The 15438-nt window shown below is 59.1% G+C and carries 15 protein-coding genes and 1 tRNA gene; all 16 read left to right on the top strand.

The window, feature by feature from the left end:
• Positions 1–26: 26 nt before the first annotated feature.
• The 16 genes from ACP3RB_RS06910 to ACP3RB_RS06835 all read left to right on the top strand — a co-directional run bounded on the left by ACP3RB_RS06910 (position 27) and on the right by ACP3RB_RS06835 (position 15195).
• Positions 27–905, top strand: a complete 879-nt coding sequence (locus ACP3RB_RS06910; RefSeq protein WP_314936041.1) for a DsbA family protein — start codon at positions 27–29, stop codon at positions 903–905.
• Positions 906–1134: 229 nt separating this feature from the next.
• Positions 1135–1208 (top strand) — tRNA-Thr (locus ACP3RB_RS06905).
• 126 nt (positions 1209–1334) lie between these two features.
• Complete coding sequence (locus tag ACP3RB_RS06900) at positions 1335–3533, top strand: acyltransferase family protein (RefSeq protein WP_426698878.1); 2199 nt, start codon at positions 1335–1337, stop codon at positions 3531–3533.
• Positions 3534–3906: 373 nt separating this feature from the next.
• Positions 3907–4974, top strand: a complete 1068-nt coding sequence (locus ACP3RB_RS06895; RefSeq protein ID WP_311453009.1) for an ABC transporter substrate-binding protein — start codon at positions 3907–3909, stop codon at positions 4972–4974.
• Between the two features lies 1 nt (position 4975).
• Positions 4976–6016 (top strand): FecCD family ABC transporter permease, encoded by a 1041-nt coding sequence (locus ACP3RB_RS06890; RefSeq protein WP_311453010.1) that lies wholly within the window; start codon positions 4976–4978, stop codon positions 6014–6016.
• Positions 6013–7065, top strand: coding sequence for a FecCD family ABC transporter permease (locus tag ACP3RB_RS06885; RefSeq protein ID WP_311453011.1), 1053 nt, complete (start codon positions 6013–6015; stop codon positions 7063–7065). The genes ACP3RB_RS06890 and ACP3RB_RS06885 overlap by 4 nt, the downstream gene beginning before the upstream one ends.
• The gene (locus ACP3RB_RS06880; protein ID WP_311453012.1) at positions 7065–7898 is read left to right on the top strand and encodes an ABC transporter ATP-binding protein; all 834 of its coding nucleotides are present in this window, start codon (positions 7065–7067) and stop codon (positions 7896–7898) included. Before ACP3RB_RS06885 ends, ACP3RB_RS06880 begins: the two co-directional genes overlap by 1 nt.
• A 2-nt stretch (positions 7899–7900) precedes the next feature.
• Positions 7901–9139, top strand: a complete 1239-nt coding sequence (locus tag ACP3RB_RS06875) for a siderophore-interacting protein (protein WP_311453013.1) — start codon at positions 7901–7903, stop codon at positions 9137–9139.
• A gap of 85 nt (positions 9140–9224) precedes the next feature.
• On the top strand, positions 9225–10037 hold the full coding sequence (locus ACP3RB_RS06870) for an SGNH/GDSL hydrolase family protein (protein WP_311453014.1): 813 nt from the start codon (positions 9225–9227) through the stop codon (positions 10035–10037).
• A gap of 832 nt (positions 10038–10869) precedes the next feature.
• Complete coding sequence (gene rpmB / locus ACP3RB_RS06865; protein WP_004005966.1) at positions 10870–11106, top strand: 50S ribosomal protein L28; 237 nt, start codon at positions 10870–10872, stop codon at positions 11104–11106.
• 3 nt (positions 11107–11109) lie between these two features.
• Positions 11110–11280 (top strand): 50S ribosomal protein L33, encoded by a 171-nt coding sequence (gene rpmG / locus ACP3RB_RS06860; RefSeq protein WP_004005967.1) that lies wholly within the window; start codon positions 11110–11112, stop codon positions 11278–11280.
• A 2-nt stretch (positions 11281–11282) separates the two neighbouring features.
• Complete coding sequence (rpsN, locus tag ACP3RB_RS06855; RefSeq protein WP_005506731.1) at positions 11283–11588, top strand: 30S ribosomal protein S14; 306 nt, start codon at positions 11283–11285, stop codon at positions 11586–11588.
• A 90-nt stretch (positions 11589–11678) separates the two neighbouring features.
• Positions 11679–11966, top strand: a complete 288-nt coding sequence (locus ACP3RB_RS06850; RefSeq protein ID WP_005506733.1) for an HU family DNA-binding protein — start codon at positions 11679–11681, stop codon at positions 11964–11966.
• A 544-nt stretch (positions 11967–12510) separates the two neighbouring features.
• Positions 12511–13230 (top strand): hypothetical protein, encoded by a 720-nt coding sequence (locus ACP3RB_RS06845; RefSeq protein ID WP_294631682.1) that lies wholly within the window; start codon positions 12511–12513, stop codon positions 13228–13230.
• 213 nt (positions 13231–13443) lie between these two features.
• Positions 13444–14151: a hypothetical protein gene (locus tag ACP3RB_RS06840; protein ID WP_294631681.1), complete on the top strand. Its 708-nt coding sequence runs from the start codon at positions 13444–13446 to the stop codon at positions 14149–14151.
• A 291-nt stretch (positions 14152–14442) separates the two neighbouring features.
• On the top strand, positions 14443–15195 hold the full coding sequence (locus tag ACP3RB_RS06835; RefSeq protein WP_294631680.1) for a preprotein translocase subunit SecD: 753 nt from the start codon (positions 14443–14445) through the stop codon (positions 15193–15195).
• Positions 15196–15438 lie beyond the last annotated feature (243 nt).

Genomic DNA, 15438 nt, shown 5'->3' with positions numbered 1-15438 from the left:
CCATATTCCCAACCAAAGGAGCAGGCATGTCGACCGACGCCCGCGAAAAAGCCCGCCAGATTGCGGCCCAGCAGGCCAAGAAGAGCCCCAGCCAGGCAAGCCGCCGCTGGCTCCAGCTCGGCGTACTCGCCGTGGTCCTCGTCATCGTAGGTATCATCGGCTTCGTCGTAATCAACGGCAACAAGAACACCAAGGTAGCAGAAAGCGGCCCGGTGCCCTCCAGCGCCAACGAATACGGCGGTATTGTGCTGACCAAGGACGGCATCGTCCAGAACTCCTCCACCCAGGAGACCCGCGACTTCAAGCAGCTCGCAACCTCGACCTCCTCCGTGACCCCCATGGTCAACGGAACCGCAGCAGCAGTCAACACCCTACCCCCGGGCGTGCAGACCGCTGAAGAGGCATCCAAGAACGGCCAGCCCGTACGCGTGACCATCTTCCAGGACTACAACTGCGTGCACTGTGCAGAGTTCGAGAAGAAGTACGGTGAAGAAATCCAGAAGCTCGTCGAGGACGGTACCATCACCCTGGAAATCCGCAACCTGACCTTCCTGGACCGCTCCTCGCCCACCGCTTACTCCGCACGTAACGCGGCGGCGGCATATTCCGTGGCCAACCAGGTCAGCACCAGCGAATTCCTGAACTACCAGCGTGAGATCTTTACTCACCAGGGCCGCGGCGACATGAACAACCAGCAGATCGCCGACATCGCTTCTAAGCACGGTGCGTCCATCGGCTCCGATATGAACGATGGCAAGTGGCGTCCCTTCGTGGATGTGGTCAACGCTGAATCCGCAAAGAACGGTATTAAGGGTACCCCCACCGTCTTCGTTGATGGCGACCAGTACACCAGCAACGACTTCAGCGCCTTCCTGAAGCAGAAGATTGAAGCAAAGAAGAAGTAACCTCTTCGATAGAAAAACCCGGTAACCTCCACGCGAGGCTACCGGGTTTTTCTATGCACGGTGATGAGCTCGAGGGGTGGGTGAGCAGCATACAGAGGTGGTGCTCATAAGGGGTAAAACGAAGGAAACGAACGTATCAGCACCCCATAATTTAGAAGTATTCTCAACCAAACCCTAAAAGAACAACTGAGCAGACTCAACCAAGAGAATAGGGTACACTGGACAAGTTGCCTCCTTAGCTCAGTTGGCCAGAGCATCTGTCTTGTAAACAGAGGGTCACCGGTTCGAATCCGGTAGGGGGCTCAGAAAAATCCTGGTTCGCACCAGCCTCATAGCAGAGGTGCGAATCAGGATTTTATTGTACGGGTGCCCTGTAGCGTCTATAGGACCCGCACTAGCACATCGACGATCCATCCTGAGGAACCGAGAATGTCTGAAACCCCCGGAACCCTGCAAGCCCGCGCCTCGCAGGGAACCTACACCACTGCACCGCGCAGCATCAAAGCACGCGAAGCCAGCGACTACCCCCTCGAAGAGTTCATTGAATCGCGAGGGTTCCGCCCTGAAATTCAGGGTCTGCGCGCCTTCGCCGTGCTCCTCGTGGTGCTCTACCACGTCTGGTTCGGCAAAGTTTCTGGCGGTGTGGATGTCTTCCTCTTCATCTCCGCCTTCCTGCTCTCGCTCTCCTTCATGCGCAAGATCAACGAAGGCAAACCACTCAATCTCTTCAGCTACTGGATGCACGTCTTCCAGCGACTGCTACCCGTAGCCACCGTGGTTATCGCGGGTACCACCATTGCGTCCTTCTTCGTGCTCGCGCCCAGCCGCTGGTCGCAAACCGTAACCGACGCAAAGAGCTCCCTGTTCTACTTCCAGAACTGGAACCTCGCGTTCAGCTCCGTAGACTACTACGCCCAAAACGCCTCCGTGAAGTCGCCCTTCCAGCACTTCTGGTCGCTCTCCATCCAGGGACAGATCTTCATCATCTGGCCCCTGCTCTTCGCTGCAGTAGCCTACGTCGTACACCGATTCCGCGGGAACCTCTTCACCACCGCGGTATTCATATTCAACACGGTGTTCGTCGCATCCCTGACCTTCTCCATCGTCGAAACCGACACCAACCAGGGCTTCGCCTACTTCGACACCCGTACCCGCCTCTGGGAATTCGCCATCGGCACCCTGCTGGCAATGCTCACCCTCAAGTGGAAAGCACCCGAAAAGGCGCGAGTCGTCATGGGCTGGGTCGGCATTATTGGCCTGGTCACCTGCGGCGCAATCCTGCCCGTCGAACGAGCATTCCCCGGTTACCTGGCACTCTGGCCCGTCATCTCCGGTGCGCTCGTTATTATGGCAGGCCGCACCAACAGCCGCTGGGGCATCGACCGACTGCTGGTCTCCGCACCCCTGCAGAACCTCGGCAACATCTCCTACGCCCTGTACCTGGTGCACTGGCCCATCCTCATTCTCTACAGCAGCGCTGTCGGAACCTCCCGTGTGAACGTCATCGAAGGCACCATCATCATCCTTGTCTCCATCGGTCTGGCATGGCTACTCATCCGCTTCGTCGAAAAGCCGCTACGCTACCGCAAGGACCCCTTTGTACCCTGGCTCATGATGAAGATGCGCTTCAAGACCATCTTCTCCGTCAAGACCTGGGCAGACCAGCTCGCCTTCATCCTTGCAATCTTCCTGGTCGCCGGCGTGCCCCTGGCCGCCGCACAGACCTGGATTGGCTACCGCAACACCCAGTCCGAGCAGAACGCCGAACTGCAGGTGCAGACCGCCAGCGAAAACTACCCCGGCGCCCGGGCTATTGGCGGTGCCCAGCAGGGACTCATTGACAACCCCATCCCCTCTGGTGGTGATGTCAAGGCCCAGTACGAGGGACTGAGTGACCCCTGCACTGGCGTCTTCGCTCCCTCCGACCCGGCACTCGCCAAGTACTGTAACGTGCAGAAGTACGGCCCCGAGGACGCACCGCTGACCATGGTCATCGGTAACTCCCACGCCGAGCAGGCGCTGAGCATCTTCAAGCCCATTGCAGAGCAGACCAAGACCAACCTGCAGACCTACCTGCTCGGTGGCTGCCAGTACCCGGTCCGCTCCGTCAACGCCGGTAACGAATGCTCGGAATTCAACACCAAGATGACCGAGGAAATCATCAAGCGTAAGCCGCAGACCGTGGTCCTCATCGCGACCATCGCGCAGGCACGCTCGAACGACGAGCGAGTCGACCCGAGCCTCGACGAGACCGTCCGCCGCCTCACCGAGGCGGGAATCCAGGTCATCGGCCTGCGTGATAACCCGCGCTTCGAGTACAACATCTACGAATGTGCCCAGAAGGCCGGTGCCGACAAGAGCTCCTGCGCACGACCCGCAAGCGACAAGTACGCCGCAGAAAACCCCGCGAAGGAAATCTTCGACAAGTACCGCAATCAGGGCGCCGTCATGGTGGACCTGAAAGACGTGTACTGCCCGGACGGCATGTGCAGCCCCGTGGTCGGAAACATCTACGTCTACTTCGACGACAACCATGTCTCCAAGACCTACGGCCGCACCATGGCTCAGGAAGTCTTCCAGCGTGCAGCGGAAGGCGGATGGCTCGTCAGCGGAAAAGTGAACTTCTAAAGTTCGCCAATATAGTGGATCCCCCGCGCTGTTCTCAAGAAATGTGAACAGAGCGGGGGATCCTACGTATTTAATGCGTTCGGCTCCGTGTAATCTAACCGGGCAACCTAAGCGAATAACAAGATATGTAGTCTCATCGCGACATAATCCGTCTCATATATGCGTATATAAGGGCATGCGGTTGAATATAAATTTAGGGTGGGCTAGCCTTAAAATAAGCTTAGGTATATCTAATCGGATACTTTGCGTCACCATCAACAGCACAGATAGAGCATGACGGCACGCGATGACCTCTTCCGGACGGAGACCTCGCATCCGCGGGATTCGCAACAACCGGCTCCTCCGCTTGCCTCTTGCTCAACTAAGGAGAACCATGACCATCTCGCGTGGCACCTTCCTCAAGGGCGCATCCTTCACCGCACTGGCCGGCCTGCTCGCCGCATGCTCTACCGGCAACGGCTCCAGTACCTCGGGCTCAACCACCACCGCGAGCGCCGAAGCGGGCGCATTCCCCATCACGATTACCAGCGACTACGGCGATACCGTCCTCAAGCAGGCCCCCACCAAGATTGCCGTGGTTAACGCCTGGAAGAACGCTGACGCACTGCTCGCCCTTGGCGTGGTGCCCGCAGGTATCCCCAAGGTCAGCTGGGGTCAGAACTCCAACGACTCCACCGATTGGTTCGACGCCAAACTCAAGGAAATGGGCAAGAGCCTGAACGACATCACCCGTTATGCCGAAGCTGACGGCCCCGCCTACCAGGAACTTGCCAAGCTCGCCCCGGACGTTATCTTCGCACCCTACGGCAATATGAGCGCCGAAATCTACAAGAAGCTCTCCGACATTGCACCCGTCGTGACCGCACCCAAGGGTGTGGGTATGTACGAGGTATCGTGGCAGCAAGTTGTTGAACAGGCGGGCAAGATGCTTGGCACCCCCTCCGCCGCCACCCAGCTCATTGACGCGACCACTAAAGAGCTGAAGGAAGCAACTTCCAAATACAGCAACCTTGCTGGCGCAAGCTTCATTGCGGGTTACTTTGACGTCGAGAAGAAAACCCTCGGCGCATACACCGCCAAGGATTCCCGCCCCCAGACCTTCATTGACTGGGGCATGGTTGAAGCCCCCTACGTTACCGAGCACTCCAAGGAAGCTCAGAGCGTCTTCCTCTCCATCTCATCCGAAGTACTCGACCGCGTCGAGTGCGACGTGCTCTGGGCATGGGTCAACGACCCCGCTGACGTGGAGAAGATCAAATCCGACCCGCTCCTCTCCGCTCTTCCCGCGCTAAAAAAGAATGCCGCTATCTTCGAATCCGATAAGCACCTTGGCCTGGCCCTCTCGGCTGCTTCCCCGCTGTCGCTGACCTGGGCCGTGAAGAATTCCTCCATCCTGGAGAAGTTCTCCACCGCTATCAAGAACGGTAAGGACTCCAAATAACGTGAGTCATCCCCGCTTGGGACACGGGCAGGGCCGCGGTGCGCGTAGCACACGGCACCTGCCCCGTTTGTGTCTCCTCCTCGTCCTCACCTGCATGACCGCCGTGCTCTCGTTACTTGTTGGCACCCGGTTCATCGACCCTACCACCGTGCTCAGCACCCTGACCGGTCACGGTCCGGAAGGTATTGAAGGCGCCGTTATTGACGCGCGTATCACCAGAACACTCTGGGGTCTTATCATCGGTGCAACCCTTGGCCTTGCCGGAGCCGGAATGCAGGGTATTACCCGAAACCCGCTCGGCGACCCCGGAATCCTCGGGGTGAACTCCGGCGCTGCCTTCGCTGTGGTCACCGGTATCACCTTCCTCGGTGTGAAGAGTACAACCGAGTACTCCGTGCTCGCATTCGTGGGTGCCGCTGCGGCCTCCGCCCTGGTATATGCCTTTGCCTCCATCGGCAAGGACGGCGCGACCCCCGTCAAGCTGGCGCTCATGGGCGCGGCCCTCAGCGCCGGGCTCGGATCGCTCACCAGCGCTCTGATTCTGACGCGCCAGAACGCCCTGGACGATCTGCGCCGCTGGCAGGTGGGATCCATCGCGGGTAAAGATCTGGAGAGCCTCTTCCCCTCGGGGATTTTGTTGCTTGTTGGTGCGCTCATCCTGTTTACAGGAAGCCGAACCATCAACAACCTTGCCCTCGGCGACGACATGGCTGCCTCCCTGGGCGAGAACGTAAATCGTCGAAGGTTCATTCTCTTTATTGGTATAACCCTACTTGTCGGCGCCGCCGTTGCGCTCGCGGGCCCCATCGCATTCCTTGGCCTCATGGCCCCGCACGCTATGCGCTCCTTCATCAGCGCGGACTACCGGGTGCTCCTGCCCGCCTCTGCACTCTTCGGTGCTGTCATCCTGCTGCTCGCTGACACGATCGGCCGCGTACTCATGCCGCCCCAGGAAATTCAGGTAGGCGTGAGCACCATCGTGGTGGGTGTGCCTGTCTTCATCTACCTGATTCGACGGTCTAAGGGGGCGAGCCTCTCATGATGAGCCCGCATCATAAAGCTACTGAGGGAGTTACTGAGCTGCGCAGTATCCGTCGCCGCGAAATGCGCCGCCCCATTCTCGGACTATCCGGGTTGGCCCTCGCGCTCCTGGCTGCCATGGCTGTACGCGTCCTGCTGGGTAGCTACACCGTCACCATTCCCGACTTTCTGACCTTGGTCACCGGTGGTGAGGTGCCCGTACGTGGCGCTCGATTTATCGTCATGGAGGACAAGCTTCCCCGCGCAGTCCTCGGAGCTCTCGCTGGCATCGCATTCGGATGCGCGGGTGCTATCTTCCAGCTGCTACTGCGCAATCCGCTAGCTAGCCCAGATATTATCGGCATTAGCAACGGCGCTTCCCTCGGTGCGGTACTCTCCATGGTCTATTGGGGTGCTTCGGGATTCAGCGTCTCGCTCTTCGCAATCGTCTTCGCCCTCGCCGCTGCGCTCGTTACGATGCTCCTGGCCTCGGGACAAGGCAATGTGGGGAACCGTTTCATCCTGATGGGCATTGGTGTGGCTGCGCTTTGCAATGCGGCCGTCACCTACCTGCTCGAACGTATGTCTATGGGGCAGGCTAGTAGCGCGACCGTCTGGATGGTCGGTTCCCTCAGCATCGCCAACTGGGATCGCATTGGTATTCTGCTCGTATCTCTGCTGGTGCTTTTGCCTTTTGTCCTCTGGGGAATCAACCATCTGAAGACCTCAGCCGTGGGCGATGACCTGGCGCACGGTCTGGGCGTGCCGGTGGGTTTCATTCGCTGGTACTACATCGCTTTGGGGGTACTCCTGGCCGCTATTGCCACTGCGGCTACTGGGCCCATTGCCTTCGTTGCGTTCGTCTCGGGACCTATCGCCCGTCGTATCATGGGCGGCCGCCACACGATTCTGGGAGCATCTCTTGTGGGCGCAACCATCGTAGTGCTGGCCGACTTCGTGGCGGCGAACCTTTTCCCGTCTATCTCATTCCCCGTAGGTATTCTGACCGGCGCTATGGGTGCGCCGTTGCTCATCTGGTTGCTCGTGCAGAATCAGAAGGAAGGAAAATAATGAAAGAAATCACCGAACGCACCCTTAAAGTCGAGAACGTCAGCCTCGGCTACGGCGAAACCACCATCGTCAAAGACCTCTCCCTCGAATTCCCCAAGGGCAAAATCACCGCCATCATCGGCCCCAACGGCTGCGGCAAGTCCACCCTGCTACGCGGCGTCTCCCGACTGCTCAAGCCCCTCAATGGCGACTTCACCCTTGACGGTAAGTCAACCCACGAATACTCTATGAAGGGCTTCGCCCGCATGGTCGGGCTTATGCCCCAGCACCCCATCGCCCCCGAAGGCATTACCGTAGCCGACCTGGTCTCCCGAGGACGCTACCCCTACCAAGGCCTCTTCAAACGCAATAGCGCCGAAGATGACGAGGCGGTTGCTTGGGCTCTCGAAGCCACCGATACCATGTCCCTTGCAGAACGCCAGGTCACCGAACTCTCCGGCGGCCAACGCCAGCGCGTCTGGATCGCCATGGCGCTCGCCCAGGAAACCGATATCCTACTGCTGGACGAACCGACCACCTACCTCGACCTGGCACACCAGGTGGAGCTACTCGACCTGCTCTCGGAACTCAACGAACAGCGCGGCACCACCATGATCATGGTGCTACACGAACTGAATCTCGCCGCCCGAGTCGCCGACTATCTCGTCGCGATGAAGGACGGCTCCATCGTTGCCCAAGGCGAAGCACACGAAGTGCTCACTCGCGAGAACCTGCACACTATCTTCGGGCTGAAAGCAGAGGTCGCCGACCCGTTCAACGACGGCAGCGTGGTGGTGGTACCGCACCCGCGTATCCCCGTAAACCACGCGATGGCAGGCCAGGAGGGCGAGTAGCCGTGAGGGAGCGCATCAAACGCCGCCGCGTGCGCACACATGGTGATAACGCCTATGGCATCTTCACCCTGGCTGTGAGCCGGGTGGAGCGGCTGACCCCTTCCTACGTGCGGGTCAGCCTGACCGGTCCTTCCCTACGCTACGCCGTGAACCCGGTCGCGTTGGGTGGGCTAAATGCCGACGCACATGCGGTGGGGGAACAGGACACTATCGGGAGTGAGGGCGAACTCGGTTCCTACCGCGGCGTGTTGGACGGCTACGTTAAGTTGCTCGTGCCGCCCGCCGTCGAACACGACGAGCATGGGCGCATCACGCGCCTCAGCCCTGAGCCGGTGCACATCGACCTCACCGACACATGGCGGCAGGACTGGTTCGCCTTGCCCGACACCGAACGCGGCTGGATGCGCACCTACACTCTGCGCGCCTCCCGCCTGCGCGAGCCTGATGCTGCTCTGCGCAAGGTTATCGAGGCCCTGCCTGCTGCGCCCCTCATCCCTGCCGGGGTGAGCCTGCCTGCCGCGCCGGGTATCGACTTTGCACTGGGTATCGACTCCGCTCTGCCCGAAATTGACCTCGACTTTGTGTGTCACACTGAGGTAAGTTCCGACGGGGTTGAATGTATGGGCCCCGGTGCTACCTGGGCCAGCCTTGCTGAGAAGGGGGATAGAGTCTCCATCCTTGCGCCCCTGGCCGGTCAACCCCTGTGGGCATCTTGGTCGAGTGGCGGCGCCGAGCGCATCATCCTTGCGGTGGATGAAACCGCGGTACCCGCCGCGCTCTCTATCCTTGCGGACTATGCTGCCGGGGAACAGAAGCCAGCCGAAATCCAGCTCATCGCAGAGGTGCCTCACGCAACCGACAGCCTAACCACGCTCTGGGATGGTCCCTATCCGCACTTGCCTGCACTGAGTGAGTTACCGAACCTCACCGTTAACTGGTGTGCTCGCGAAGATGCGCCTCGGGGCGAAGGCCTGACCGCTGGTCTGCGCAAGGCTCTGGGTTTGGGCGCGTGGGATTCTAAAGGTGCCTCTATAACTGCTGAGCCTTCCCCAGATTGTGACGGCGAAACCGAGGTCGTCTGGACCTTGGCTGATGATGAGAACCCACAGATTTACATCTTCATCGCCGGTGAGGCGTCGGTCGTCAAGACTCTGCGCCGTATCTGCGTGCAGGAGGCCTCCATTCCCAAAAATGACGTGTCATTCATGGGATACTGGCGTGTAGGACGCACTGAAAGCTAAGCGAAGAAGCCGGTACACCGCGCGGGTGTGCCGGCTTCTTCCACAGAAGGGTCATTCTCTACAGAGGCCCGGAAAGAAGAACACAATGACGACCCCGCTCCTAGACTCCAATGGCAAGCTCAACGGTGAATCAGTACGCTACGTGGCAATCGGCGACTCCTTCACCGAAGGTGTGGGCGACGTTGACCGCCGCCGCCCCAACAACCTGCGCGGCTGGGCTGACCGCGTTGCCGAAGGCCTCGGTGCAGTAGACCCGCAGGCACAGTACGCAAACCTCGCCATTCGCGGCCGCCTGCTCATTCCCATCCTGGAAGAGCAGCTGCCCCACGCCCTGGACCTGAAGCCCAACCTCGTCACCTTCTACGGCGGCGGCAACGACATCATGCGACCCAACGTGGATATCGACCAGCTCATGACCCACGTAGACGAAGCCTTCGCCACCCTGCGCGGCGAAGGAATCGAAGTGCTTACCATAACCGGCCTGGACGTGCAGGGCCAGGGCCCCTTCGCCCGCACCCGCGGTCGCACCGCCACCTACAACGAACTACTGCGCGGTATCGCCGAAGACCACGGCGTGCATATTATCGACTACTGGCGCTGGAATGACTTCCTTGACTGGCGCCTGTGGGCTGACGATCGCCTGCACATGAACGACCTCGGCCACGAACGCTTCGCATCCCGCGTGCTGGCACAGCTCGGCCTGCCCGGTGTGGTCACCGAACCTGTACTGCCCCCGGAGGTGCAGCTGACCGTTCGCGAGAAGGTCGAGCAGGAGGCGCGCTGGGTTCGTGAGTTTGCCCTGCCGTGGATTGGCCGCCGCCTGAAGGGTACGAGCTCCGGCGATGGTGTGAGCCCCAAGTACCCGCAGTGGGTTCCCGCGGCAAGCCTTAAGAACTAGGTTCATGGAGGCTCACGGTACGGCGTAGAACTGTATGCCGGGGGAGTGCCCTGTGTTGTATCTGTGTTGTATCCGCGCCGTATCTGTACCGTATGTGTGCCCGCATCTACGCCGTAACGGGAACGGTAAATCCGCCGTTACTCGTACCGTTGCGAACCCTTAAACTGCCCTTTAAAACCGGGGCGGAAGCGTTAAAACGAGAGTTAAATGCTCTTTAAACGCGTGTTTAAGCCCGTTTAACAGCCCTGCGCACACCGCAAGAGTCGGTGGCGCGGGGCTGTTTACGGCTTAAATCCGGCTTAAGCTGTTAATCTCACAACATGAATTTCACCGGTGTAATTTATCCCCGGTCACATAGAGAATAACCGTTCTTAAAATGGCGCATTAACGCCTGACTAGGGGCGTTAAAGAATTCCTTAAAAACACCTGGACTTGCAAAAACACCCATTTTTGGTAGAATGGATAGGTATGTTTGCCGTTCGAAGGCAGGCGTGCATCCGCGAATCAAGCACCTCGCTTAAACGAGGCGCAATCGGCTCAGAACACCGAGATTCCGCGGATTTTTAAGGCAAAATCCGGCGTGCAGGCTTGCACGAACCCCCGTATTTACCTAGAATTTAACGCTGTTCGTAGTGGTGGAAACGCCTCTCGACACTAATAAGCTTCACCGTTTTTCCCGCGGCGGGGATCGATGCGTGGCCTCTCACCCACGTGACGATCTCAAACACTCTAGCCCGGCGAATAACCCGGTGCTTCTACATTGGTGGCGGGACGCTCACGAGTAACATCGACTGCGTACCGTCATAAAAGTCAATCAATAAAGGAGTGAAACATGGCAGCAGTCTGCCAGGTGACCGGAGCTGTTCCCGGCTTTGGACACAGCATTTCGCACTCGCATCGCCGTAACAAGCGTCGATTCGATCCGAACGTTCAGAAGAAGACCTACTGGGTTCCTTCGCTGCGTCGTAAGGTAACCCTGAACGTGTCCGCTAAGGGCATCAAGGTTATCGATGCTCGTGGCATCGATGCCGTTGTTGCAGAAATCATCGCACGCGGGGAGAAGATCTAGTAAATGGCATCCAAGGCTAAGGACCTCCGTCCTATCATCAAGCTCAAGTCCACTGCTGGCACCGGTTACACCTACGTGACCCGTAAGAACCGCCGCAACAACCCCGACCGCATGGTGCTGAAGAAGTACGACCCCGTCGTCCGCAAGCACGTTGACTTCCGAGAGGAGCGCTAAGAATGGCTAAGAAGTCCAAGATCGCTCGCAATGAGCAGCGCAAGGTCATCGTCGCTCGCTACAACGAGAAGCGTATTGCGCTGAAGAAGACCCTGATCGACGAGAACGCTACCCCCGAGGAGCGCGAAGCAGCACGCGTGGCACTGCAGAAGCTGCCCCGCAACGCTTCCCCCGTTCGCGTACGTAACCGCGACCAGATCGACGGCCGTCCCCGCGGTACCTTCCAGAAGTTCGGTATCTCCCGCGTGCGCTTCCGCGAGATGGCACACCGTGGCGAGCTGCCCGGTATCACCAAGTCCAGCTGGTAAATCTGGTATTTTAGTTCCTAAACGGTTTTCCGTCGCAAGACGGTCACTCGCTTTAGACTCAAACCTTAAGTCTCTGGAAGGGGCACCCTAATGGCTAAGAACCGTACCGAACTCGTTGCTGAGGTTGCAGAGAAGTCTGGCAAGAGCCAGGCAACCGTGAATGCAGTCCTCGACGCAGTGTTCCAGGTTTTCGAGTCTTCCGTCTCCAAGGGCGAGAAGATCACCATCCCCGGTTGGATGGCAATCGAGCGCACCGACCGTGCAGCTCGTACCGGCCGTAACCCGCAGACCGGCGAAACTATCCAGATTCCCGCCGGTCACGGCGTGAAGCTGACCGCAGGCTCCAAGCTGAAGGCAGCAGTCGCTAAGAAGAAGTAATTCTTGAGACTTTGAATCTGATAAAAGACCCTCACCTTTACGGTGGGGGTCTTTTGTTATGCCTGCACAAGGGAAACCTGCACAAGGGAAAACAGTGGGGAAAACCCGGTTGAGGAGGGCTCAAGTAGCGGAAGCGCGCCTGGCCAGGTGAGGTGGATCCCGAGGATCACTGATTAGTTGGGTCCTTACAACCTTAACCGTGTGGTTGAGCTAAAAACATAGAAAGTAGCCCGGTTTCATAGGAGAAACTCTGATGTACTACAGAAAAAATAAAGAAAATTTATACATTTAAGCAGAAAGTTATGCATAAGCTGAGCGAAAAACCGCGAATATGAAACCCCTCTGGGAAAAATACTTATACATCACCGTCTGGACACAGCTTAAACACAGCTAACTAAAGCTCAATCTTAGACTCACACCCTAAGCTGGAGTCACCGGCGAAGGAAAAGCCACACACCATACACAACGGCCCCGTCCCACCCGGCAAATCAACCATACAAACCCCGGACGACCGACCTTCCGGGACTCACAAGGAGAAGCCCTCATGGCACGCCATGCGCAGCGTACTTCCGCACCGCCCACCAACCACCGCCTCCGCACCGGCGCAGCCGCACTGTCCATCGCGGCAATCGCAGCACTGGGCCTGAGCGCCTGCGGTGCACAGAACACCTCCAACCCGGCACCCACCGCCACCGCAACCGCCAAGGCATCCTCCACCGCTGACGCAGCGGTCAACGCAGGCAACGGCAAGGTCACCGTCAAGGCAAGCGACGCAGCCTCCCCGAGCGCCACCGCAAGCAGCTCCCAGGGCACCGTCACCGTCACCGAAGACGGCGTGACCGTCAACGGCGGCTCGGCATCCAACAACTCCGGCTCCTCCGCAAAGGTCGATGAGAAGGCAGGGGAGAGCGCCGGCTCCAAGAACAACTCGAACGGCACCTCCGGTAGCGTTACCGTCAGCACCGCCAACGGCTACACCGTGATTCAGCTCGACGCTGACGGCGGCTGGTCCTACCACACTCCCAACGGTGACATCGTTGATGTGGAAGCTGACGGCTCTTGGGAACGCGTCGGTCCCAGCGGCAATGTAGAGGTGAACGCAGACGGCTCCTGGGAGCTCGTCGGAACCTCCGGTGTTGTCGAAGTGAAGGCTGATGGCTCCTGGGAGCGGACCGGTCATGGCGACTTCCAGGTACCTGCCGTACCCGTCAAGCCCGCCGGTGCTGGCGCTGACCCCGTCAAGCCCGTCACCCCTCGCCGCTAAGAAGCTGGCTGACAAGCCGGGCGAAAACATGGGCTATCCCACTCGCTAGGATGCGGATAAACGCCCACACGCCCGGATAATCACACCCAAACTCGATAGAATTAACGCGGTTGGTTACACCGATAATCGTTATAGAATCCCACAAGGATCCTGCGCACGACGCGAATACGTCGCCAACTAGCCGCACCATACTAACAACCACAAGGAGAAACAATGGCAATCGCCCCCGCAATGAAGAAGACCACCGCTGTTCTGTCTATCGCTTTCGCAGGCGCACTGGGCCTGAGCGCATGCGGCTCCCAGTCCTCTTCCACCACCGCGACTGCATCCGCATCCGCTTCGGCAACTGCGTCCGCAAGCGCATCGGCTAAGGCATCCTCGGCGGCAACCACCTCTGCAGCTTCCGCTTCCGCTACTGCAGACGTGAAGGTTGACAAGGACGGCAACGTCACCGTCAAGGCTAACGACGGCGAAGGCAACTCCGCAGACGTGAAGGTCGGCGCAGACGGCAAGGCTTCCGTTAACGCTAAGGACTCCGAGGGTAACTCCTCCAAGGTAGAGTCCGACGAAAAGGGCACCAAGGTTGAGTCCAAGGACTCCGAGGGTAACTCCTCCTCCACCGTTGAGGGCGACGTTCTTGTCTCTGAAGAGGGCGGCTGGTCCATTCAGGGTGACGAGGGCCAGGTAGCTGTACAGGCTGACGGCTCCTGGAGCCGTCAGGACGCAAACGGCCAGGTCGCCGTTCAGGCTGATGGCTCCTGGAGCATCCAGTCCAACACCGGCCTGCAGGCAACCGTGGACGCATCCGGTGAAGTAACCTCCCTCGTTGGCGGCGAGAAGGCTGACCTGAAGGCTCCGAAGGTTCCCGCAAAGCCCGCACAGGCTAAGGTCAACCCCGTCAAGCCTGCACAGCCCAAGTAAGCTGTCAAGAGCTAACAACGGCCAGTGACGCTCCCAGAGCGTAACAGTCCGTGACGTATGAAGACGCCCCGTGCGTATCCGAACGTGATGCGTGCGGGGCGTTTTGCGTCTTCCAAGCTGCACTGAGAAGACCCATGAAAGTAGCGGGGGATGAGAAACGGTACACTATCTCAGGGAGCTTCCAGGTCGCGGTGCTAGCATGAAGGCGTACACCGGGCATACCGGAGTACAGGTCAACCACACTACGCACTGCGCCGTTGCAGAGCGGCGCATACAGAAAAGAGAAATTCAGTGAAGAAGTCTATTGCTGTTCTGTCCCTGACCATTGCCGGTGCCCTTGGCCTCGCAGCCTGCGGCGGCAACTCCGGCACCAATTCCGGCTCCTCCGCATCGGCAAGCGCGTCTGCTTCTGCAACCGCTTCCGCAACTGCCTCGGCACCCGCAAGCACCTCCGCAGCAGCAACCAGCAAGAGCACCACCTCCGCAGCAGCTGAAACCACCAAGGCAGAAACCAAGACCACCCAGGGCACCATCAGCGCCCCCAGCGGACTGCCCAGCGAAGCAACCGAAGCACTCAAGAAGGGCCAGGAATCCGCCGAACAGGCAACCTCCGCAGGCTACACTGCCAGCAAGAAAGTCCTGGAGCAGCTCAAGGCCGAGTCCGGCGTGAAGAAGGTGCAGACCAGCGACGGCACCGTCTACTACACCGATAAATTCGCTGCATTCGAATCCAAGGACGGTGCTATCGTCAGCATCCAGAATAACGGTGTATGGACCAGCATCGACTCCAACGGTACGACCATCGTCGTGAGCGAGGACGGCTCCTGGATCAAGACCAACCCCAAGGACAACCTCTACACCGTTGTCAAGGCAGACGGCACCGCATCCGTGCTGAACACCAAGACCTTCGAGAAGGCGACCGACGTCTCCAGCATCGAGACCCCGAAGGCCCCCGGCCGCATCGACGGCTTCAGCGGCACCGCTAAGACCCCGGTCAAGCCCACCAAGATTGGTGACCTCTCCGAGGTTGCAGGCGCCAAGTAAAAACTAGCTCCTGCCCCTGTGGGCCGCACAGCCCACCAGAATAGGGACCCTAGCGCCCCGCACGTATCCGAATGTGATGTGTGCGGGGCGCTTTTGCGTCTTCAAGCCGCACTGAACTCCTACAGAAAATAGGAAGCTTCGCATGACTGTTGTTAGGATTAGGGAGGCGCTCAGATTCTAACTCTTACTCAACTCTCACTCAACGAACAACCACACTATAGGTCTCCCCGGCATAGCACGGGG

It is taken from the genome of Rothia mucilaginosa, from assembly GCF_049990865.1.
Taxonomy (GTDB): domain Bacteria; phylum Actinomycetota; class Actinomycetes; order Actinomycetales; family Micrococcaceae; genus Rothia; species Rothia mucilaginosa_I.
This window is presented reverse-complemented; position numbering and strand designations above follow the sequence as displayed.